Genomic DNA, 21,433 nt, shown 5'->3' on the forward strand with positions numbered 1-21,433 from the left:
TTCTCGTCTGGAGTGCGTTGTCATGGCTGAAGTTCTTGTTCTGGTCGATCATGTGGACGGTGCGGTCCGCAAGCCCACCCTGGAGCTGCTGACGCTGGCCCGCCGTATCGGTGACCCGGTCGCGGTGGCGCTGGGTTCCGGTGCCGGGGCGACCGCCTCCGTGCTGGGTGAGCACGGTGCGGTGAAGGTCCTGACCGCGGATGCCCCGGAGTTCGGTGACTACCTGGTGGTGCCGAAGGTCGATGCGCTGCAGGCGGCGTTCGACGCGGTCGGCCCGGTGGCGGTGCTGGTGGTGTCCTCGGCGGAGGGCAAGGAGATCGCCGCCCGCCTGGCCCTGCGGGTCGGTTCCGGCATCATCACCGACGCCACCGATGTGGAGGCCGGTGACCAGGGTGTGGTGGCGACGCAGGCCGCGTTCGCCGCGTCGTTCACGACCAGGTCCCGGGTCTCCCGGGGTGTGCCGGTGATCACGGTCAAGCCGAACTCGGCCCCCGTGGAGCCGGCCGCCGCGGCCGGCACGGTGGAGGCCCTGTCGGTGTCGTTCGGTGGGACGGCGACGGGTACGAAGGTGACGTCGCGGACGCCGCGTGAGTCGACGGGCCGCCCGGAGCTGACGGAGGCGGCGATCGTGGTCTCCGGCGGCCGTGGCGTCAACGGCGCGGAGAACTTCCCCCTCATCGAGGCGCTCGCCGACAGTCTGGGCGCCGCTGTGGGTGCGTCGCGTGCCGCGGTCGACGCGGGCTGGTACCCGCACACCTCCCAGGTCGGGCAGACGGGCAAGTCGGTCTCGCCGCAGCTGTACATCGCTTCGGGTATCTCCGGCGCGATCCAGCACCGGGCGGGGATGCAGACCTCGAAGACCATCGTCGCGATCAACAAGGACGCCGAGGCCCCGATCTTCGAGCTCGTCGACTACGGCGTCGTCGGCGACCTCTTCACCGTCGTGCCCCAGCTCACCGAGGAGATCAACACCCGCAAGGGCTGACCCCCCTGACGAACACCCCGCCCCGGGCCGCACGGTGAACCCCACCGCGCGGCCCGCGGCCGTTCCGGCACCGTCGTCACCGCCGTTCCCCGGCCTGACGTGACGCGGGTTCCCGGTCGTCGCGGTCCTGTGCGCCGAGGCCGAACGTGGTGAAGGCGGTGCGTTCGGGCAGTGGGTAGAACTCCTTGCCCGTCAGCGCGTTGACGATGACGGCGGAACGCCAGGCGGCCAGGCCCAGGTCCGGTGCGCCGACGCCGTGCGTGTGCCGTTCGGCGTTCTGCACGAAGACGGACCCGGCTGTCTCCGGTGCCAGGACGAGCCGTTGGGCCGCGTCGACCTGCGGACGCCCGGCCTCGTCGCGGACGATGTACGGGTCCAGAGCGGCGAGCAGCGTGTCGACGGGGCGCTCCCGGTATCCGGTGGCGAGGACGACGGCGTCCGTGACGAGCCGGCCCCGCGCCTCCTGCTGGCCGTGTTCGACACCGAGTTCGATGCGCCCTGCCTCGGTGACGGTGGCATCGGTGACCTCGATGCCGGGCGTGAGGGTCACCTCGGGCCAGTTTCCGCCGAGGCTGCGCCGGTACAGCTCGTCGTGGATGTCCCCGAGCGTCTCCCCGCTGACGCCCTTGTACAGCTGCCACTGGCGGGGCAGGAGCCGGTCCCGGGTGGCCTGCGGAAGTCCGTGGAAGTAGCGGGTGTAGTCGGGGGTGAACTGCTCCAGGCCGATCTTGCTGTACTCCATGGGCGCGAACGCGGGCGTACGGGCCAGCCAGGTCAGCCCCTCCGCCCCCTCGGGTCGGGAGCGCAGCAGGTCCAGCAGGACCTCGGCGCCCGACTGGCCCGAGCCGACGACGGTGATGTGGCGGGCGGCCAGCAGCCGGTTCCGCTGGGAGAGGTAGTCGGCGGAGTGCAGCACGACGGCGGCCGGGTCCTGGACCAGCTCCCGCAGCGGTTCGGGGACGTGAGGGGCCGTGCCGACGCCGAGAGCGAGGTTGCGGGCATGGGCGAGCCCGGTGGTGAGCGTCTCCCCGTCGGGTCCCAGCCGGGTGAACTCCACGGCGAACGCGTCCTGTCCGGGGTCCCAGGCCACCGTGTCGACCCGGTGACCGAAGCGGGTGGCGGGAAGCTCGGTACTCACCCAGCGCAGATAGCTGTCGAACTCGGAGCGTTGTATGTGGAGTTGCTCGGCGAAGTAGAAGGGGAAGAGCCTGCGGCGGATCTTGAGGTAATTGAGGTAGGACCAGGGGCTGGTGGGCTCGACAAGGCTCACCAGGTCGGCCAGGAAGGGTACTTGGAGTGTTGCTCCCTCGATCAGCAGCCCCGGGTGCCAGTGGAAGGCGGCGCGCTGTTCGTGGAAGACGGTGCGCAGCCCGGGGACGCCGTCGGCGAGCGCGGCGAGAGAGAGGTTGAAGGGCCCTGCCCCCACTCCCAGCAGGTCGAGGGGCGGCGTGCGTTGTCCGGGCGTCATCGGGTTCCTCCGGCGGGGGTCGCTGGATCGGCGGGGGGGTCGTCCCGGGCGCGTCCTGCGCGTCATGTCGACAGCCCTTCCGCCACGGGGGCGTCGGCGTCCTCGGCCGCCTCGGCTTCGGCCACCGCACGGTCGGCCGCCGCCGTGGCGAGGTCGAGCAGGGGCAGCAGGTCGGCGGTGGCCGCGTCCGGGTGCAGCAGGGTGGCCTTCAGCCACAGGCGGCGCCGGCCGTCGCCGTCTTCCGCGACCGCGCGGCCGAGGACGGCACGCCCCTCGGCGAGCAGAGCGCGGCGGACAGCGGCGACCACGGCGTCGCCCGCCTCGTCCGGCAGCGCGTCGGCCACCGCGGGGCGGAACAGCACGGTGCTGATCCCGATGTCGCCGGGGCGGCGGCGCAACGCGGGACGGGCGTCGACGGCCCGGCCGAACTCCTGTGCCGTACGCACGCAGTGCTCCACCAGCTCGCCGAGCCCCCGGCGGCCGAGCGCCCGGAAGGTGACCGCCATCTTCAGGGCGTCGGGGCGCCGGGTGGTGCGGATCGAACGGCCCAGCAGGTCCGGAAGTCCGGCCTCGGTGTCGTCGTCGGCGTTGAGGTAGTCGGCGCGCAGGGACAGCGGCGCGAGCATCCCGGCGTCCGCGACGGCCAGCACTCCGGCGGCGACCGGCTGCCAGCCGAGTTTGTGCAGGTCGAACGTTACGGAGGCGGCGTGCTGCAGGCCCGCGAGCAGCGGGGCCAGCCGCTCGCTGAACAGCAGCGGACCGCCGTAGGCGGCATCGACGTGGAGCTGGGCCGCATGCCGCTCGGCGACACGGGCGATCTCCGGCAGCGGGTCGATGCGTCCCTCGTCGGTGGTACCTGCGGTGGCGACGACCAGCAGGGGTGCCCCGGCGAGGGAGGCCATCTCGTCGTCGAGGGCGGCCGGGTCGATCCGGCCGTCGCGGCAGGCGACGACCACGGGGGCGGGCAGACCGAGCATCCATGCGGCGCGGTGGACGCTGTGGTGGGCGTTGGCTCCGGTCACCACCCGGAGGGCGCCCGGGGCTGCCCGCTCCCGGGCGAGGAGCAGGGCCACCAGGTTGGACTCGGTGCCGCCGCTGGTGATGAGTGCGTCGGGGGCGGGGGCCGCCGGGTGGACCAGGCGGGCCAGGGCGGCCGTGGTCAGCTCTTCGATCACCCCGGCGGCGGGCGCCTGGTCCCAGGAGTCCATGGAGGGGTTGAGGGCCGCCCCGGCCAGGTCCGCCGCGACGGCGACGGCGAGCGGCGGGCAGTGCAGATGGGCGACGCAGGCGGGGTCGGCCGGATCGGCAGCCCCTTCCGCGATCGCGCGGACCAGGTCGCCGAGAGCGGCCTCGGGTCCGATGCCCTCCTCCGGCAGGACCGGGGTGCAGAGGGCGAGGGTGTTCAGGGCCACGGCCTCGGGCCCTCCGGCGGGCAGCGGGCCGCCCCGGGCCGGGGCGGCCTTCTCCAGCGCGTCCAGGACGATCGCGGTGAGGGCCCGTAGCCGGTCCGGCCCGTGCGCACCGCCCGCGACGAGACCTTCCCGCGGTCCTTCCGGGCCGGGAGCCGGCTGCGTACCGTCGCTCACACCCCACGCTCCACGGGGAGTTCGCAGGACGGCAGGCCCTGAGCACGCAACATGGCGAAGTCCTTCGGTCGGAGTACGCGGCGGGTCGTGCGGGTGTGCCGCCCCGCGCGCGGGGCGGCGCCGGTCGCGGAAAGATCCACAACCGGGCATTCGCTGGTTAGGCTAACCTAACTCCGACCGTGCGAAAGAACGCGTTGCCGTCGTACGGGGTGACCCACCGGCGTCCGAACTACCGTTCCCCCGAGCGTAGTCGGGACGGAGCCGACGGCCCATGCGGGCACCCGTGCGGCGACCCCGCCCGCCTGCGCAGACGTGTGGGGCCCGGCCCCGGCCGAGGGTGCCCGCTCCGGAGCCGTACGGGCAGGGCCCGGTGCGGGGGCGGTGGTGACCGCTCCCGCACCGGGCCCGGATCACGCCGCTTCGGTGGGCAGCTCCGCGCGGATCTTCCGCGCGGCGGCGACCAGGTTCTTCAGGGAGGCACGGGTCTCGGGCCAGCCGCGGGTCTTCAGGCCGCAGTCCGGGTTCACCCACAGACGGGTCGCCGGGATGGCCTCAAGCCCCTTGCGCAGCAGGGACGCCGCCTCCTCGGTGCTGGGGATGCGCGGGGAGTGGATGTCGTAGACGCCCGGGCCCGCCTCACGGGGGTAGCCGTGGGCGGCCAGTTCGCGGGCGACCTGCATATGGGAGCGGGCCGCCTCCAGGCTGATGACGTCGGCGTCGAGGTCGTCGATGGCCTGGACGATGTCGCCGAACTCCGCGTAGCACATGTGGGTGTGGATCTGGGTGTCCGGCCGCACCCCGGAGGTGGCGAGCCGGAAGGACTCCGTCGCCCACTCCAGGTACGCGGCGTGCTCGGCCGCCCGCAGCGGCAGCGTCTCGCGCAGCGCGGGCTCGTCGACCTGGATGACCGAAGTGCCGCTGGCCTCCAGGTCGTTGACCTCGTCGTGCAGGGCGAGGGCCACCTGGCGGGCGGTGTCGCCGAGCGGCTGGTCGTCACGGACGAAGGACCAGGCGAGCATGGTGACCGGGCCGGTGAGCATCCCCTTGACGGGGCGTGCGGTCAGCGACTGCGCGTACGTCGTCCAGCGCACCGTCATCGGCCCGGGGCGCGAGATGTCGCCCGCGAGGACCGGCGGCCGGACGTATCGGGTGCCGTAGGACTGCACCCAGCCGTGCTGGGTGGCGAGGTAGCCGGTGAGCTGCTCGGCGAAGTACTGGACCATGTCGTTGCGTTCGGGCTCGCCGTGCACCAGGACGTCCAGTCCGGCCTTCTCCTGGAAGGAGAGGACCTCGCGGATCTCGTCCTTGATGCGCTCCTCGTACCCGGCCTCGTCGATCCGCCCCGCCCGCAGGTCGGCGCGCGCGGTGCGCACTTCGGTGGTCTGCGGGAACGAGCCGATGGTGGTCGTCGGCAGCAGCGGCAGCCCGAGGTGGGCGCGTTGGGCGGCGGCGCGTTCCGGGTACGGCTGGGAGCGTCGGCCGTCCGCGTCGGTGACGGCCGCCGTACGGGCGCGGACGGCCGGGTCGCGGGTGAGCGCCGCGTCGGTGCGGGAGGCCAGGTCGGCGCGGTTGGCCGCGAGTTCGGCCGCGATGGTGTCCGTGCCGCCGGCCAGACCGCGGGCCAGGACGACGATCTCCTCGGTCTTCTGCTGGGCGAAGGCCAGCCAGCGGGCGATCTCCGGATCGATGCCCTGCTCGGCGTCGGCGTCCAGCGGGACGTGGAGGAGGGAACAGGAGGCGGAGACGTCGACCCGGTCGGCGAGGCCGAGGAGGGTGCCGAGGGTGGCGAGCGACTTCTCGTAGTCGTTGATCCAGATGTTGCGGCCGTTCACGACACCGGCGACCAGGCGCTTGTCGGGCAGTCCGCCGGCCGCCGCGAGGTCGTCGAGGTTCCCCGCGCCGGACTCGGTGAAGTCCAGGGCCAGCCCGTCGACGGGGGCCTTGGCCAGGACCGCCAGCGCCTCGCCGAGCCGCCCGAAGTAGGAGGCGACCAGCAGTCGGGGCCGGTCGGCGTGCCCGCCGAGCTCGCGGTAGGCGCGGGCGGCGGCGTTCAGCTCGGCCGGGGTGCGGTCCTGGACGAGTGCGGGTTCGTCGAGCTGCACCCAGGTGGCGCCCGCCGCGCGCAGGTCGGCGAGGACCTCGGCGTACACGGGAAGCAGCCGGTCCAGGAGGGTCAGCGGCTCGAAGTCCGCCGCCACCCCGGGGGCCGCCTTGGCGAGCAGGAGATAGGTGACGGGTCCGACCAGCACCGGCCGGGGCGTCAGATCGAGGGCCAACGCCTCCTGGAACTCGGCCACCTGCTTGGCGGAGTCGGCGGTGAACGCCGTGTCCGGCCCCAACTCAGGGACCAGGTAGTGGTAGTTGGTGTCGAACCACTTCGTCATCTCCAGCGGGGCGACGTCCTGCGTGCCCCGGGCCATGGCGAAGTAGCCGTCGAGAGCGTCGACGTCGACGGCCTCGCGGTGCCGCTCGGGGACGGCGCCGACCATGACGCTGGTGTCCAGGACATGGTCGTAGTACGAGAAGTCACCGGTCGGCACCTCGTGGACTCCGGCCTCGGCGAGCCGCTGCCAGGTTCCCCGGCGCAGCTCGGCGGCGGTCTCCCGGAGGGCGTCGGCGTCGACGCGGCCCTTCCAGTAACCCTCGATGGCCTTCTTCAGTTCACGGTTCCGGCCCTGACGGGGGTAGCCGTACACGGTGGCCTGCGCTGCCGCGGCTGCGGGCTTCGCTGTCACGTGACTCTCCTTCGCGAGCGTGTCTGCGGGACAGACCCCGGGACGGGACGCGGACGCGGAGGGATGACGCACCGGGCGGAGACCGGGACACGTGGAACCGTGTCCGTCCGCCGATGGTTACGCCGACCCGCCCACGAGGTCACCGAGATCTCCGCACGCGAACGGTCGCGTGCGGGCAACGGGCAGGTCTTCGGACTCGCGGGCACGTCTGCCGGGGCAGACACCTAGTGGCCGTCGCTTCCCAGACCCGGCCGGGCCCAGTGCGTATGACGGCGGTCGTTCCCACTCACCGCTGCGGGGCAGTCCCGGATTCCCACCGGGTTCCCTCTTACGACACCCTGCCTGGCGGACAGGGCGAACCAGTTGCGCGGATCAGCCTAGGCGGACTCCCGGCCCGCGCACACCGTTGTTCACACTTCGGATGGTGACGTGAGACACGGGTCGGCGAACTCCCCCGACTCCAGCCCGGACTCCGTCGCGGCGGGACACCACGCCGGGCCACGCCCGTTCTCCGCTCGTTCGGCCGTTCGTCAGCCGCGTGCTGACCGCTGGTCAGTTCGGACGCGTCCACTGGACGTGACAGTGACACAGATATAACCGAATGGCGTAGGGACTGCGGAACCACCGAGCGTCACAAGCCGTTCTTCTTCCCACTACACGGCCGCCGACCCGCGGCGAGGCCGACCGAGGAAACGGAAAACGCCAGATGAAGAAGACAGTCGGGTGGGCCCAGGACGGCGACGACTGGACGATCACCGTGAACGGCACGCTGTATCGCGCGATCGAACGACCGGCGGACGGCCGGGTGCACGACTACCTGGTGCGGGGCGACGACCTCACCGCCGAATGCCCGAGCCTGGGGCACGGGCTCGGCGTGATCAGGGCGCACGAGACCCGGCGCTGAACACCCCTGACACCGCTGTCGGTCCGACGACGAGGTGCGGAGGCCCTCCCCCGCCCGCGCCTCGACGTGGACCCGGCAGTCATCGGCCGTCAGTCGCCGCCCGCGCCGGACGGTCGGCTCAGCAGGTAGGTGTCCATGATCCAGCCGTGCCGTTCGCGGGCCTCCGCACGCAGCCCGCTGATCCGGCCGGCCACCTCGTCGAGCGGTCCGGAGACCAGGATCTCCTCCGGGGTCCCGATGTAGGCGCCCCAGTGGATCCACCATCCCCTGCCCGTCAGCTGCGTGAAGCTCTCGTGGCCGTCGAGCATCACGACGAGGTCGCAGTCCTCGGGGAATCCTTGGGCGAGACGTCGCCCGGGGGTGATGTGGACGGGGCGGCCGACCCGGTTCAGGGTGACGCGGTGCCGGGCGGCGAGGGCGGAGACACTACTGATGCCGGGGATCACCTCGTGGCTGAATTCCACCGTTCCGCGGTCTCGGATGTCGTCGAGGATCGCGAGGGTGCTGTCGTACAGGGACGGGTCGCCCCACACGAGGAAGGCTCCGCACTGCCCCGGTGCTAGCTCCTGGATGATCAGGCGTTCACAGATGTCGGCGCGGCGGTGGCGCCAGTCGTGCACCGCCGCGGTGTAGCGCCCGGCGTCCTGCTGGGTGCGGTCCCGCCACGGGTCCTCGGCCTCGACGACGCGGTAGGGGCCGGTCAGGTGTTCGTCGAGGACGTCCCGCCGCAGCCGGGTCAGCGCGTCCTTCTCCTTGCCCTTTCCCAGCACGAGGAAGACGTCGGCCCGGCGCATGGCCTTCACCGCGGCGAGCGTCAGATGGTCGGGGTCGCCGGCGCCCATGCCGATGACGAGGATGTGACGGGGTGCGTCGCTCATGTCGGCCGATCATGCCAGGGGTCGGCGGGATGAAGCGGTCCCGCGCATGCGTTGTAGACGTTCGTGCCCGGCTCACAACGGTGGCCGGGACCCTAGGGCGGAGGCATGGCTGTGCACGGTGAGTACAAGGTTCCCGGCGGCAAGCTGGTCGTGGTGGACCTGGAGGTGGCGGGCGGGGCGCTGCGGAACGTCCGCGTCGCCGGGGACTTCTTCCTCGAACCCGACGAGGCGATCCTCGCGATCGACGCGGCCCTGGAGGGCGCCCCGGCCAACACCGACACGGCCGGGCTCGCGGCGCGGATCGAGGCGGCGCTGCCCGACTCCACGGTGATGCTCGGGCTGAGCGCGGAGGGCGTCGCCGTCGCCGTGCGCCGGGCGCTCGCGCAGGCCACGGAGTGGAGCGACTACGACTGGCAGCTGATCCACGAGGCCCCGCAGTCGCCCGCGCTGCACATGGCGCTGGACGAGGTCATCACCGCCGAGGTCGCGGCGGGGCTGCGGCCGCCGACGCTGCGGGTCTGGGAGTGGGACTCCCCCGCCGTGATCATCGGCAGCTTCCAGTCGCTGCGCAACGAGGTGGACCCGGCGGGCGTCGAGCGGCACGGCGTGAACGTCGTACGCCGGATCTCCGGCGGCGGCGCGATGTTCGCCGAGCCCAGCTCCACCATCACCTACTCGCTGGCCGTCCCCCAGTCCCTGGTCTCCGGGCTGTCGTTCGCCGACAGCTACGCCTATCTGGACGACTGGGTCCTGGAAGCCCTCGCGGACATGGGCATCAAGGCCTGGTACCAGCCGCTCAACGACATCGCCACGGAGGTCGGCAAGATCGCCGGGGCCGCGCAGAAGCGGATGGTCGGGCCGGACGGCGGGCCGGGAGCCGTGCTGCACCACGTGACCATGGCGTACGACATCGACGCCGACAAGATGCTGGAGGTGCTGCGGATCGGCAAGGAGAAGATGTCCGACAAGGGCACCCGGTCCGCGAAGAAGCGCGTCGACCCGCTGCGGCGGCAGACCGGGCTCCCCCGCCAGACCGTCATCGAGCGCATGATCGAGTCGTTCCGCAAGCGCCACGGGCTCACCGCGGGCAGCGTGACGGACGCCGAGCTGGCGCGCGCCGAGGAGCTCGTACGCACCAAGTTCGGTACGCCGGAGTGGACCGCCCGGGTGCCGTAGGAGGGTGCCGCGGGGTGCCGTGGAAGGGTCCGGCCCGGGTGCGGCCCGAGCGGTCAGTCGACGGTCACCACGACGGAGTGCCAGCCGCTCGCACCGTCGGGGACGGTCTTGGTGCGCTCCTCGGTCTGCAGCTCGCCGGTGCCGTCGGTGGCGCGGACGGTCAGGGTGTGGCCGCCGGGGGTCGCCTTCCAGGGGTAGGACCACTGGCGCCAGGTGTCGACGGTGCCCTGTTCGGCGAGTTGCGCCGGCCGCCAGGGACCGTCGTCGACCCGGATCTCGACCTTCTCGATGCCGCGGTGCTGGGCCCAGGCCACTCCGGCCACCATCACGGTGCCGGCCCCCGGGCGCCCGAAGGGCTTGGGGGTGTCGATCCGGGACTGGGTCTTGATCGGGGCCTCGCGTGCCCAGTCGCGCTTCACCCAGTAGGCGTCGTAGTCGTCGAACGTGGTGAGCTCGATGTCCTCGATCCACTTGCAGGCGGAGACGTACCCGTACAGGCCGGGGACGAGCATCCGGACCGGGAACCCGTTGACGAAGGGCAGCGGTTCGCCGTTCATGCCGACGGCGAGGATCGCGTCCCGGCCGTCCATGACGTCCTCGACGGGGGTGCCGAGCGTCATGCCGTCCACCGATCGGGCGATGATCTGGTCGGCCTCGCCGCCTCGGGACGGCGGCTTGACACCGGCCTCCTTCAGCAGGTCGGCCAGGCGCACGCCGATCCACCTGGCGTGACCGATGTAGGGTCCGCCGACCTCGTTGGAGACGCAGCACAGCGTGATCTCGCGTTCGATCAAGGGGCGTTCCAGCAGGTCCTGGTAGGTGAACTCCAGGTCCCGCCGTACGCCCTTGCCGTGGATGCGCAGCCGCCAGGATTCCGCGTCGACCTTGGGAATCACCAGCGCGGTGTCCACGCGGTAGAAGGAGTCGTTCGGGGTGGTGAAGGGGCTGATGCCGCGGACCCTCAGCTGTGCGCCCGCGGGGATCGGCTTCGCGGGCGAGGCCGGCTTCGGCAGTGTCACGGACTCGCGGGACGCTACGGCGTTCTGGCTGCTGCGGCTGTTCAGCGCGCGGCCGACGGCGCCGGCGGCCGTGGACGCGGCTGCCGCGGCGGTGGCGGCGATCACGAAGCCCCGCCGGTCCCAGCCGGTCTCCTGCTCCGGCTCGTCGGCCTGTTCGATCTCCTGCTCCCGCTCCCCACCGGTGGTCCGGTGCGGGCGGGTGAGCCGGCCGATGAGGACGTACAGCAGTACGGCCCCGACGACCGCCCCCAGCAGGGACGGCAGGCCGTCCACGAGCCCCGTGGAGTCCGGCCTGCTGACGGCGGCCGCCGTGCCGACCACACCGAAGAGCAGGACGGCGGCGGATCCGGCCCGCCGGTGCCGCAGCGCCAACAGGCCGACGGCCAGGGCGAAGAGGGCGAGCGTGACGACGATGCCGAGTTGCAGGACGAGCTTGTCGTCCTCGCCGAAGTTCCGGATCGCCCAGTCCTTCACCCCGGCGGGCGTCCGGTCGATGGCCGCTCCGCCGACCGCCGTCACGGGGCTCGCCTCGGGCCTGACGGCCGCCGAGACGAGCTCGGCGAAGGCCAGCGAGGCGAATCCGGCGAGCAGTCCGCTCAGGGCGGCGAGGGTGCCGCGGGTCAGGGCGTTCCGGGTGATACTCACGGTCGTCATTCGGAGCCCTGGCCCCGGCGGATTGGTCCTTCACCCGTACGGGCTCCGAACGCGCACCGCCCCGGCGGGCGCGGGGCCTGCCGGGGCGGGGCGGTGAGGCGGACGGCTCCGCCTCACTTCAGGTCAGGCGAGGGTCGCGATGGCCTGGTTGAACGTGGCGGACGGGCGCATGATGGCCTCGGCCTTGGCCGGGTCGGGCTGGAAGTAGCCGCCGATCTCGGCCGGGGAGCCCTGCACCGCGATCAGCTCGGCGACGATGGTCTCCTCCTGCTCGGCCAGCGTCTTGGCGAGCGGCGCGAACGCCTCGGCCAGCTTCGCGTCGTCGGTCTGCCGCGCCAGCTCCTGGGCCCAGTACAGGGCCAGGTAGAAGTGGCTGCCGCGGTTGTCGATGCCGCCGAGGCGACGGCTCGGGGACTTGTCCTCGTTGAGGAAGGTGCCCGTCGCCCGGTCCAGGGTGTCGGCGAGGACCTGCGCCCGCGCGTTGTCCGTGGTGGTCGCCAGGTGCTCGAAGCTGACCGCGAGGGCCAGGAACTCGCCCAGGCTGTCCCAGCGCAGGTAGTTCTCCTTGACGAGCTGCTGGACGTGCTTGGGGGCCGAGCCGCCCGCGCCGGTCTCGAAGAGGCCGCCGCCGTTCATCAGCGGGACGACGGAGAGCATCTTCGCGCTGGTGCCGAGCTCCAGGATCGGGAAGAGGTCGGTGAGGTAGTCACGAAGCACGTTGCCGGTGACGGAGATGGTGTCCTCGCCGCGGCGGATGCGCTCCAACGAGTAGGCCGTGGCCTCGACCGGGGACTTGATGGAGATGTCCAGGCCGTCGGTGTCGTGGTCGGCGAGGTACGTGGTGACCTTGGCGATCAGGTTGGCGTCGTGCGCGCGGGTCTCGTCCAGCCAGAACACGGCCGGGTTGCCGGTGGCGCGGGCGCGGGTGACGGCGAGCTTGACCCAGTCCTGGATCGGCAGGTCTTTCGTCTGGCACATCCGGAAGATGTCGCCGGCGCCGACGGCCTGCTCCAGCACGACCGCGCCGCTCGCGTCGACGACGCGCACGGTGCCGGTGGCGGGGATCTCGAAGGTCTTGTCGTGGCTGCCGTACTCCTCGGCCTTCTGCGCCATCAGACCGACGTTGGGCACGGAGCCCATGGTCGACGGGTCGAAGGCGCCGTTGGCACGGCAGTCGTCGATGACGACCTGGTAGACACCGGCGTAGCTGCTGTCCGGGAGGACGGCGATGGTGTCGGCCTCGTCGCCGTCCGGACCCCACATGTGACCCGAGGTGCGGATCATGGCGGGCATCGAGGCGTCGACGATGACGTCGCTGGGGACGTGCAGGTTGGTGATGCCCTTGTCGGAGTCGACCATCGCGAGGGCGGGGCCATCGGCGAGCTCGGCCTCGAAGGACGCCTGGATCTCGGCGCCGACGTCCGGCAGGGAGTCCAGGCCCTTGAGGATGCCGCCGAGGCCGTCGTTCGGGGTGAGGCCCGCCGCGGCGAGCTGGTCGCCGTACTTGGCGAAGGTGTTCGGGAAGAAGGCGCGGACCGCGTGGCCGAAGATGATCGGGTCGGAGACCTTCATCATGGTGGCCTTGAGGTGCACGGAGAACAGCACGCCCTCGGCCTTGGCGCGGGCGACCTGCGCGGTGAAGAACTCGCGCAGCGCGGCGACGCGCATGACGGCCGCGTCGACGACCTCGCCCTTGAGGACGGGTACGGAATCGCGGAGCACGGTGGTGGCGCCGTCGTCACCGTGCAGTTCGATGCGGAGCGAGCCGTCCTCGGCGATGACCGCGGACTTCTCGGTGGAGCGGAAGTCGTCGACGCCCATCGTGGCGACGTTCGTCTTCGAGTCGGCACTCCAGGCGCCCATGCGGTGCGGGTGGGCCTTGGCGTAGTTCTTGACGGACGCGGGGGCGCGGCGGTCGGAGTTGCCCTCGCGCAGCACCGGGTTCACGGCGCTGCCCTTGACCTTGTCGTACCGGGCGCGAACGTCCTTGGCCTCGTCGGTCCGGGGGTCGTCCGGGTAGTCGGGAAGGGCGTAGCCCTGCCCCTGGAGCTCGGCGATGGCCGCCTTGAGCTGCGGGATCGACGCCGAGATGTTCGGCAGCTTGATGATGTTCGCGCCGGGCGTCCTGGCCAGCTCGCCGAGCTCGGCGAGAGCGTCATCGATACGCTGCTCGGCCTTGAGGTGCTCCGGGAAACTGGCGATGATCCGGCCCGCGAGGGAGATGTCACGGCGCTCGACCGTGACGCCTGCGGTCGAGGCGTAGGCCTCGACGACGGGCAGGAACGAGTAGGTCGCCAGGGCAGGGGCCTCGTCGGTGTGCGTATAGATGATGGTCGAGTCAGTCACCGGGTGCTCCGCTCCACGTCTGCAACATTGCTTGACATCAAGATATCTCCTCACCGTGCCGGGCTCCACAAGGCCCCCGCACGGCTTCACCCACCGTGGGCGCGTCCGTGTCCCGGGGTCGGGCCTCCGTCGGTCCGCGACCGGGGCTCCACCAGCCCGGATTCCTGGGCGAAGACCACGAACCGGGCCCGGTCGCGGGCGCCGAGCTTGATCATCGCGCGGCTCACATGGGTCTCGGCGGTGAAGGGGCTGGCCACCATGCGGCGCGGGTCCCGTACCGGATCGCGGCCGAGGACGTGAAGGCCTGGCGGGTGCCGCCGTTCACCGATCACTGTCTGGTCCACCTGGTCGCGTTCGGCGCGATGCCGGCGGTGGAACGGGTGGAGGCGGGGCTGGCCGCCCAGGGGTGAGAGGTGACCGTCAGGCCGGGGGGCGGTGCTCGTACCAGCGCAGGTCGTCCTCCAGTTGGGCGGCGAGCGCGATCAGCCGCTCCTCGCTGCGGGAGGGGCCCAGGAGCTGGGCGCCGACGGGGAGCCCGGACCGGGTGAAGCCGGCCGGGACGTTCACCCCGGGCCAGCCGAGGACGTTCCACGGCCAGGCGTAGGGGCAGGCGGCCGCCATCGTGAGGTCGGTACGCCAGGCGCTGAGGCGGTCGAAGGCACCGATCCGGGGCGGCGGCGCGGCCGTGGTCGGGGTGAGCAGCACGTCGAATCCGGAGGCGTCGAAGAGGGCGCCGATCCTGCGGTGCTGGCGCACTTCACGGGCGCGGGCGGCCCGCACTACCCGCCCGCCCAGCCGTGTCCCGGTCCGCAGGGCGGCGCGGGTGCGCGGGTCGAGCAGGGCCGGTTCGGGGTGGCGGGCGGCGAATTCGGCGATGCCCGCGGTGGCGCGGGGCACGAAGGCGAGGCCGATCAGCCCGTACCGGGGGCGGGCCTCCTCGACGTGGTGGCCGAGCCGGGCGAGGGTCTCGGCGAGCGCGGTGACGGCCCGGCGCACCTCCGGGTCCGGTCCGGCGCCGGTGAGCGTGAGCGGGGGGCGCCAGGCGAGGGCGATGCGGAGGCGGCCCGGGTCGCGGCGGGCGGCGTCGGCGGCGCGCACGGCGGGCGGGCGGTGGAAGTCCTCGGGGTGGGCTCCGGCGACGGCGTCCAGGAGCAGCGCCGCGTCGGCGACCGTGCGGGCGAGGGTGCCGTTCACCGTGAGCCCCTGGAAGGCGTCGCTGTGCGGGTGGACCGAGATGCGCCCGCGCTGCGGTTTGATGCCGACGAGGTGCGTCCACGCGGCGGGGATGCGCACGGATCCGGCGCCGTCCGAGCCCAGGGCTGCGGGGACGAGTCCGGCGGCGACGGCCGCCGCCGATCCGCCGGAGGAGCCGCCCGGGGTGTGCGCGGTGTTCCAGGGGTTGCGGGTGGCGCCGAAGGCGGGGCCTTCGGTGAAGGGCCACTGGCCCAGTTCGCAGGAGTTGGTCTTGCCGACGACGACGGCTCCGGCGGCGCGCAGCCGACGGACGGCCTCGCTGTCGGAGGCGGCCGGGGGCCGCTCTCCGTCGCAGCCGAAGTGGGTGGGCAGACCCGCCACGTCGGTGTCGTCCTTGACGGCGACCGGCACGCCGAGGAGCGGCAGCCGCTCCCCCGCCGCGAGCCGCCGGTCGGCCTCCGCGGCCTCGGCGAGAGCCGCTTCGGTGCGCAGGTGGCGGAAGGCGTTGAGGGTGGACCGCGTGGCCTCGATGCGGGCCAGGGCGTCGGCCACGAGTGCGGTGGAGGTGGTGGTGGCGTCGGCGAGCCGGCGGGCGCTCTCCACGAGTCCGGGCCCCGGCGGCAGAGCGGGGGCGGTGGGGCGGGGGCCGCGTCCGGGTTCCCGTACGGCCGGACCGGTCTGCCCGGTGGGTTCCGCTTCGGTGGGCTCCGCTGAGGACATGGGCGTGTCGCCTCCCTCGTGGTGCGGGCCGACCGGTCGTCCCGGCTGCGCGCACACGTACTTACTGGAGGGTAACGAGAGGAGGCGGCACGCTCAACCGTTCCGGCCGGACCGGGGGCCCGGGTCTATCGCCACGGGGTCACGGACGGACGTGGATCTCGCCGATGCCGGTGCCCAGGCTCCCGCAGTGTGCGGTGGACTGGCCGGACTCACCGGGCCTGAGGGTGACGTGCTCGCCGTCGACGTCGGGGGACCAGCCGCAGACGAGGTGGACCCAGAAGACCTGCGTCTGGCTGCCGTTGTTGCGACAGAGCGCGAAGCCCGTGTAGTCGTCGATGGCGTGCTTGCCGGTGTCGCAGGAGAGGCCGGGCGGGATCGCGGCCGGGGCGGCCGTCGCGGTCGACGCGGTGACCGGGACCGCCAGCGCTGCCGCCATGGCGGCAGCGGCGACGGCGCGCCGGGCCGACCGGAACCGGTCGCTCCCCGTGAACGGCCTCTTCCCCGTGAACAGCTTCATGGTTCTCCCTACGTGGTACGTGACGTGATGCGCTCTTACGGTGATCGATCCCGGACGGGATCACCGCAGCTCTGCCCACCCTCCGTAATGAGAAACGCGTTCACGTCTCACGCTCCGTGAGTGCGCCGGGCGGCTCCCCCGCGCGCGGCGTACGCTCGAGGGGCCGGTTCTCATGAAGCGCACCCCTGACCGGGGCGTTTTCGAGGAGGCGATGTGAACGCACACCGTTGGGCCGCACGTGCGGCGGCAGGGGCCGCGACCGTTGCCCTCACCCTGACGAGTGGTGTGGTCGCGCAGGCTGACGACGACATCGACTCGCTCCCCGCCGCAGAGATCGCCGACCGCTCGCGCGACGCCCTGCTCGACGTGGACTCCCTGCATCTGAGCGCGCGCGGCAGTCTCGACGGGAGCGGCCCGGGCATGAGCCTCGACCTCACCCTGGACCGCGAGGGAAACTGCACGGGCGGCGTCGACATGGGCGCCGACGGCTCGGTGGAGATCGTGAAGCGCGGCGACGACGTCTGGCTGAAACCGGATGCCGCGTTCTGGAAGAAGCACGTACCGATCGGCGGCTCCACCTTCGACGCGATCCTCGACGGCCGCTACATGAAGGCGGAGGCAGACAACCCACGCCTGCTGAGCGTGACCGAGGTCTGCGATCTCGACACCTTCCGCGAGCTGGTCACGGACAACGCCGACACCGCCGCCCGGGGCACCCTGACGAAGGGCGAGAGGACCGAGGTGAACGGTGCGCCCGTCGTTCCGGTGACCCGCGCCGAGGGCAACGAGCGCCTGACCGCCTACGTGGCCGCCGAGGGCACGCCGTACCCGGTGCGGATCACCGTGCGCAACGCCGACGAGCAGGGGACCGTGGACTTCTCCGGATTCGACCGGCCCGTGCCCACGGCCACTCCCTCGGCTGACGAGACGGTGGATGTCACGGCCCTGCTGGGCCGCAGCATCAAACCCGTCTGAGGCGCCGTCCGGAGCTAGGCCCTGTCGTCGAACTCCCGTCTGCCCCGCGGCGCCATGCACGCACTCTCGCCGCACCGGGCCCACGCCCGAGTACGCCCAATACGAGGACGTGAGCCCGGCACGACGGGATCCGGCGTCAGCACTCAGGCAACGGGTCGAGGCGGCCGGCGAGTCGACTGAGCTGCACGGTGCTGGGCCACGACTCCCGCGCGGGATGGGCGCCCCAGGAATCACGTTTACGCGTCTGGGAGCTCCGCATCCACCACGTTGTCAACGTGGTGGAATTCAGTGCGGAATTTCGCATGGATGCCGCTGTCTCGCATACAGACAGCCGAGGACGCCGTCGGCGCGATCGGCTGGGCTGTGTCGGTACCCTGCCTTGGTGCTGCCTCCCCGTGGAAACCCCGTTGCGGTACCCATCGCGTCACTGGCGTCGTTTCCCGTTCTTGTCCGTCTCCGTGTGGCAGGGCGAAATCAGAAATGACAGCGGCCCGGGCGGTGGGCTTTCGGGCGGCGAATCTGGGTCTCGGTCGAGATGGGCGGGGAAGGGGCCACAGAAGGCAGAATGGGACGAGGCCGCGCGGGCCCACTTCGTCTTCACACCCGAAGAATCCTTGCGGCCCTGGCCACGTGACGCCCCGAAGGATTCGAGGGGCGGCCGCGTCAGGTCAGTTCGTCGGCGAGCAGATCCATCAGCAGGCCGTCCCGCCAGGCACCTGTGCAGTGGTCGCGCTCGTACGCTCGCATGACCCCCACGGGTTTGAACCCGATCTTGCGGTAACAGCGGATCGCCGCGGTGTTGGCCGAGGCGGGATCGATGGTCAGCCGGTGATGGCCGCGGTCCTGGACCAGCCACCGTGCCAGCGTACGCACCGTGTCGGCGCCGAGCCCCTTCCCGTGGCACCCCGCCGTCAGGAAGATATCGATGCCGGCATGGCGGAAATCGGGATCGGTCTCTTCGTCGAACTGGACGGCGCCGATGACCTCACCCTCGAAAATCACCGCCAGCATGTCCTCATAGCTGTCCGGAGGCGACCACCACGCCGCGACTTCCGGTTCTCGTACGACCCGTTCGAGGATCTCGGTATCGTCATCGGCCACCGGCCGCAGCACGACCTTGTCCCCACGCAGCTCCATGCCCTCATTCTCCACGAGTGGTGAAGGCGCCTTCAGCCCATTCCGCCCTTCTCCACATCAGCAGCACGTGACCCACCGCAGGATGCACGTGACCCACCGCTGGATGCGCGTCCGTGCCGCGCTCGACCATGGACCGGATCACAGGCTGGGTAACACAGGACGATCACCCGCGCATAGCCATCGGCCGACCGTCAGCCCGACCACCTGCGTAACGTTCTGGAAGGGCCGGACGCTGGGTGTACAGGAGCGCCTCTTTCGGGGGTGGCCGCAACTGAACTCATACAGGGGGTTGGGGATTTGAGTCCGCGTAAGTCGCATGCCTACAGACCGCTGAGTTTGAAACACCGCGCCTGGCTGACCGTCGGGGCAGTCGTGCTCGGCGGGGGCGCGGGGGTCGGCACAACCGCTGTGGCCAGTCCCGGCACCAATCCGGTGCAGGACGGACTGAAGCCACGCAGCGCCGAGGTGCACACGCTCGACTTCAAGGGAACGGGCAGTGAGAAGCGCGACGTGCCGCGCACCGGCACCGAGCCGTTCTCACTCGTCGGTGTCACCTGGGCGAACCCGGACGCCGAGATCGACGGCAAGGCGGAGGTGCGAACACGCAACCGCGGGACCGGCGAGTGGGGCAACTGGCTGGAAGTGCATCTCGACCAGCATCTCGCCGAGAAGCGGGACGCCAAGGCCGATCTGCCCGGCATGTCCGAGCCCCTGTGGGTCGGGCCGTCGGACGCCGTTGAGGGACGCGTGCTGCGCGCGGACGGTACGTCGAGCGCCGGTCTGCCCAGAGGGCTGGAACTCACCCTGGTGGACCCGGGTGTCACGGCCGAGGAGGCCAAGGCGCCGGGCGCCGAAGCGCCGTCGGCGGCGTACGCCCTCGACGAGACCGCGACGCCTGCGGCGGTCGCAGCCGCCACGGAGACGGAAACCGCGTCCCCGACGCCTACGGATCCGGCCACGCCGACGGCGAGCACGAGCGGCACGCCGACGGGCACGCCCACGACCAGCCCGACGCCGCCCCCACCGACCGGGCCGCCTTCCACGGTGACCCGGCCGCCCATGACGCTGCGAACCAGCTGGGGCCCGGACAAGTCACTGGCCACGAACTACAGTGACCCGGAGTACATCGACAGAATCCAGGCCGTCTTCGTCCACCATACGGTCGACTCGAACAACTACAGCTGCTCCGAGTCCCCCGCGATGGTCCGCGCGCTCTACGCGTACCACGTGACGCCGCGCCCGGGTTATGAGGGCTGGAAGGACATCGGCTACAACTTCCTCGTCGACAAGTGCGGCCAGATCTTCGAGGGCCGTGAGGGCGGCGCCGACCTGCCCGTCCTCGGTGCGCACACGTACGGCTTCAACTCCTACTCCACGAGCGTCGCGCTGCTCGGCGACTTCGAGACGGGCAAGCCCAGCCGGGCCGCCCTGGACTCGGCCGCGCGCGTCGCCGCCTGGAAACTCGGCCAGTACGGTGTCAGCCCCAGCGGCACGGTCACGCTGACCGCGGCCGCCGACACCGGCAAGTACAAGGCCGGCGAGAAGGCCACGCTGAACACCATCTCGGGTCACCGCGACGGCTTCGCCACTCTCTGCCCCGGAGCGAACCTCTACAGCAAGCTGCCGGCGATCCGTGAGTTCGCGTCCGGCGCGGGCCGCAACTCCGCGATCCCGACGGCCGACCTCAACCGTGACGGCATCACCGACCTGGTCGTCGGTACGCCGAAGGTCGCGAGCAGTGACGGCAGCGTCCACATCCTGCCCGGGGGCACGGACGGCCCCGTCGCCGCGGCGCGCCGCACGCTGAACCAGAGCAGCACGGGGGTGCCCGGCACCTCCGAGAGCGACGACCGGTTCGGTTCCTCCACGGCGTACGGCGACCTGAACGGTGACGGTTTCGCCGACCTGATCGTCGGCGCCCCCGGCGAGAACGGGGTGACCGGACAGGCCGACACCGGTTCCGTCACCGCGCTGTACGGCCCCGCGCTCACCACGGGCGAGCTGTACTGGACCAACTCGGACACCCGGACCGCGGACGAGGAGCTCGGCACGACCGTCGCGGCCGGCGACTTCAACGCCGACGGCAAGGCGGACGTCTTCTCCGTCGCACCGGGCGCGCCGGGCCGCTGGTACGCCTGGGACTCCGCGACCGGCGTCGGCACGAGGGACTATCTGGACACGGCCACGTCGTACACGGGCCGTGTCTCGTACTCCTCGGCGTCGAGCGGCGACTTCAACGGTGACGGTTACGCCGACGTGGCGGTCTCGTTCCGTGACACGGCGGGCAAGGGCCGCCTGGTGTGGCTGAAGGGCTCGCCGGCCGGTCTGCAGCGGGTAGGCATGCTGACTGCGCCCGGCGGCCGTTCGCTGGCCTCGGGCGACCTCAACGGCGACGGCTACACCGACCTCGCCGTCGGACAGCCGTCCGCCACCGAGTCGGATCACACCGCTGTGGGCGGCGCCGTCACCGCGGTCTTCGGTTCGTCGACGGGTCTGACCTCCACGGGGACCAAGACCGTGCACCAGGACACAACCAGCGTCCCCGGCCTCGGCGAGAGCGGCGACGACATGGGTGCGTCCGTCTCCATCGGTGACGTCGACCTCGACGGGTACGCCGACATCCTGGCCGGCTTGCCCGGCGAGAACGTGACCCGCAGCGACATCTCGTACGTCAACGCCGGCTCCACGCTGCTGCTGCGCTCCACCGCCACCGGTCCTACAGGCACGGGCGGCGCCATCTACTCGCAGGACTCCGCGGGTGTGCCGGGCTCGGCCGAGACGGACGACCGCTTCGGTTCGGCGGTCTCGCTGACCGACCTGTCCGGGTACAGCCGGGCGGACGTGGCGATCGGCGCCGAGGGCGAGGACACCGGCAACGGCACCGTCCTCCAGTTCGACAACAGCAGCACATCGGGCATCGTCACCACCTCGGGCGTCTTCTACGGCCTCACCGAGCTGGGCACTCCAGCGGCCGCGCGCATCGGTGAGGTGCTCCACCCGTAGAAGGCTTCAGCCGTTGGGGCAGCGCTACGCGCGCACTCCTCGAGCATGCGACCGGGGCCCTCCCATCAAGCCATGAAGGAGGGCCCCGGTTCTTCTCTGCCGACCGCCCGTGCCGCGGACCCGGCGTGACGCCGGG

General features: G+C 71.8%; 14 protein-coding genes, 2 pseudogenes and 1 riboswitch. Of the genes and pseudogenes, 6 read left to right on the forward strand and 10 right to left on the reverse strand.

The genetic code is table 11. The features are described 5' to 3' along the window. Positions 1–22 precede the first annotated feature (22 nt). Positions 23–985 (forward strand): electron transfer flavoprotein subunit alpha/FixB family protein, encoded by a 963-nt coding sequence (locus AC3CH1_RS05030; protein WP_488461741.1) that lies wholly within the window; start codon positions 23–25, stop codon positions 983–985. Positions 986–1,061: 76 nt separating this feature from the next. Here AC3CH1_RS05030 and AC3CH1_RS05035 read toward each other — a convergent pair whose 3' ends face one another. The 3 genes from AC3CH1_RS05035 to metE form a co-directional block, all read right to left on the reverse strand. Then, complete coding sequence (locus tag AC3CH1_RS05035) at positions 1,062–2,453, reverse strand: lysine N(6)-hydroxylase/L-ornithine N(5)-oxygenase family protein (protein WP_488461742.1); 1,392 nt, start codon at positions 2,451–2,453, stop codon at positions 1,062–1,064. Positions 2,454–2,515: 62 nt separating this feature from the next. Continuing rightward, entirely contained in the window at positions 2,516–4,039 is a 1,524-nt protein-coding gene (locus AC3CH1_RS05040) for a pyridoxal phosphate-dependent decarboxylase family protein (RefSeq protein ID WP_488461743.1), read from the reverse strand. 410 nt (positions 4,040–4,449) lie between these two features. Continuing rightward, entirely contained in the window at positions 4,450–6,774 is a 2,325-nt protein-coding gene (gene metE / locus AC3CH1_RS05045; protein WP_488461744.1) for a 5-methyltetrahydropteroyltriglutamate--homocysteine S-methyltransferase, read from the reverse strand. A 164-nt stretch (positions 6,775–6,938) separates the two neighbouring features. After that, positions 6,939–7,153, reverse strand: a riboswitch (cobalamin riboswitch). Between the two features lie 327 nt (positions 7,154–7,480). Here metE and AC3CH1_RS05050 point away from each other — a divergent pair. Then, positions 7,481–7,678 (forward strand): hypothetical protein, encoded by a 198-nt coding sequence (locus AC3CH1_RS05050; RefSeq protein WP_018961481.1) that lies wholly within the window; start codon positions 7,481–7,483, stop codon positions 7,676–7,678. 89 nt (positions 7,679–7,767) lie between these two features. Here AC3CH1_RS05050 and cobF read toward each other — a convergent pair whose 3' ends face one another. Beyond that, positions 7,768–8,556 (reverse strand): precorrin-6A synthase (deacetylating), encoded by a 789-nt coding sequence (gene cobF / locus AC3CH1_RS05055; RefSeq protein WP_488461745.1) that lies wholly within the window; start codon positions 8,554–8,556, stop codon positions 7,768–7,770. Between the two features lie 111 nt (positions 8,557–8,667). Between cobF and lplAB the strand changes: the two genes are divergently transcribed. Further along, complete coding sequence (lplAB, locus tag AC3CH1_RS05060) at positions 8,668–9,732, forward strand: lipoate-protein ligase LplAB (protein ID WP_361881938.1); 1,065 nt, start codon at positions 8,668–8,670, stop codon at positions 9,730–9,732. 53 nt (positions 9,733–9,785) lie between these two features. Here lplAB and AC3CH1_RS05065 read toward each other — a convergent pair whose 3' ends face one another. The 3 genes and pseudogenes from AC3CH1_RS05065 to AC3CH1_RS05075 all read right to left on the reverse strand — a co-directional run. Then, positions 9,786–11,405: a molybdopterin-dependent oxidoreductase gene (locus AC3CH1_RS05065; RefSeq protein ID WP_488461746.1), complete on the reverse strand. Its 1,620-nt coding sequence runs from the start codon at positions 11,403–11,405 to the stop codon at positions 9,786–9,788. Positions 11,406–11,528: 123 nt separating this feature from the next. Then, positions 11,529–13,751, reverse strand: a complete 2,223-nt coding sequence (locus AC3CH1_RS05070) for an NADP-dependent isocitrate dehydrogenase (RefSeq protein WP_488461747.1) — start codon at positions 13,749–13,751, stop codon at positions 11,529–11,531. A gap of 86 nt (positions 13,752–13,837) precedes the next feature. Then, positions 13,838–14,011: pseudogene (locus tag AC3CH1_RS05075) on the reverse strand (hypothetical protein); the annotation flags it as partial. Here AC3CH1_RS05075 and AC3CH1_RS05080 point away from each other — a divergent pair. Continuing rightward, positions 14,012–14,161: pseudogene (locus AC3CH1_RS05080) on the forward strand (carboxymuconolactone decarboxylase family protein); the annotation flags it as partial. It lies immediately after the preceding pseudogene. A 10-nt stretch (positions 14,162–14,171) separates the two neighbouring features. On the opposite strand, the gene AC3CH1_RS05085 reads toward AC3CH1_RS05080, so the two are convergent. After that, on the reverse strand, positions 14,172–15,665 hold the full coding sequence (locus tag AC3CH1_RS05085) for an amidase (protein WP_488461748.1): 1,494 nt from the start codon (positions 15,663–15,665) through the stop codon (positions 14,172–14,174). A gap of 139 nt (positions 15,666–15,804) precedes the next feature. Then, positions 15,805–16,182, reverse strand: coding sequence for a hypothetical protein (locus AC3CH1_RS05090; RefSeq protein WP_488461749.1), 378 nt, complete (start codon positions 16,180–16,182; stop codon positions 15,805–15,807). 213 nt (positions 16,183–16,395) lie between these two features. Between AC3CH1_RS05090 and AC3CH1_RS05095 the strand changes: the two genes are divergently transcribed. After that, entirely contained in the window at positions 16,396–17,157 is a 762-nt protein-coding gene (locus AC3CH1_RS05095; protein WP_488461750.1) for a LolA-like protein, read from the forward strand. A 663-nt stretch (positions 17,158–17,820) separates the two neighbouring features. Here the strand turns inward: AC3CH1_RS05095 and aac(6') are convergent. Further along, entirely contained in the window at positions 17,821–18,294 is a 474-nt protein-coding gene (gene aac(6'), locus AC3CH1_RS05100) for an aminoglycoside 6'-N-acetyltransferase (protein ID WP_488461751.1), read from the reverse strand. 336 nt (positions 18,295–18,630) lie between these two features. Here aac(6') and AC3CH1_RS05105 point away from each other — a divergent pair, with 336 nt between their 5' ends. Next, entirely contained in the window at positions 18,631–21,297 is a 2,667-nt protein-coding gene (locus tag AC3CH1_RS05105) for an FG-GAP-like repeat-containing protein (RefSeq protein WP_488461752.1), read from the forward strand. Positions 21,298–21,433: the final 136 nt, after the last annotated feature.

This window comes from Streptomyces sp. MGP-P1 (assembly GCF_057766565.1).

Bases quoted from the DNA above. Each gene is read 5' to 3' on its own strand.
- AC3CH1_RS05035 (WP_488461742.1), bottom strand. From the start codon at position 2,453: ATGACGCCCGGACAACGCACGCCGCCCCTCGACCTGCTGGGAGTGGGG.
- AC3CH1_RS05090 (WP_488461749.1), bottom strand. From the start codon at position 16,182: ATGAAGCTGTTCACGGGGAAGAGGCCGTTCACGGGGAGCGACCGGTTC.
- AC3CH1_RS05085 (WP_488461748.1), bottom strand. From the start codon at position 15,665: ATGTCCTCAGCGGAGCCCACCGAAGCGGAACCCACCGGGCAGACCGGT.
- AC3CH1_RS05065 (WP_488461746.1), bottom strand. From the start codon at position 11,405: ATGACGACCGTGAGTATCACCCGGAACGCCCTGACCCGCGGCACCCTC.
- AC3CH1_RS05050 (WP_018961481.1), top strand. From the start codon at position 7,481: ATGAAGAAGACAGTCGGGTGGGCCCAGGACGGCGACGACTGGACGATC.
- cobF (WP_488461745.1), bottom strand. From the start codon at position 8,556: ATGAGCGACGCACCCCGTCACATCCTCGTCATCGGCATGGGCGCCGGC.
- AC3CH1_RS05030 (WP_488461741.1), top strand. From the start codon at position 23: ATGGCTGAAGTTCTTGTTCTGGTCGATCATGTGGACGGTGCGGTCCGC.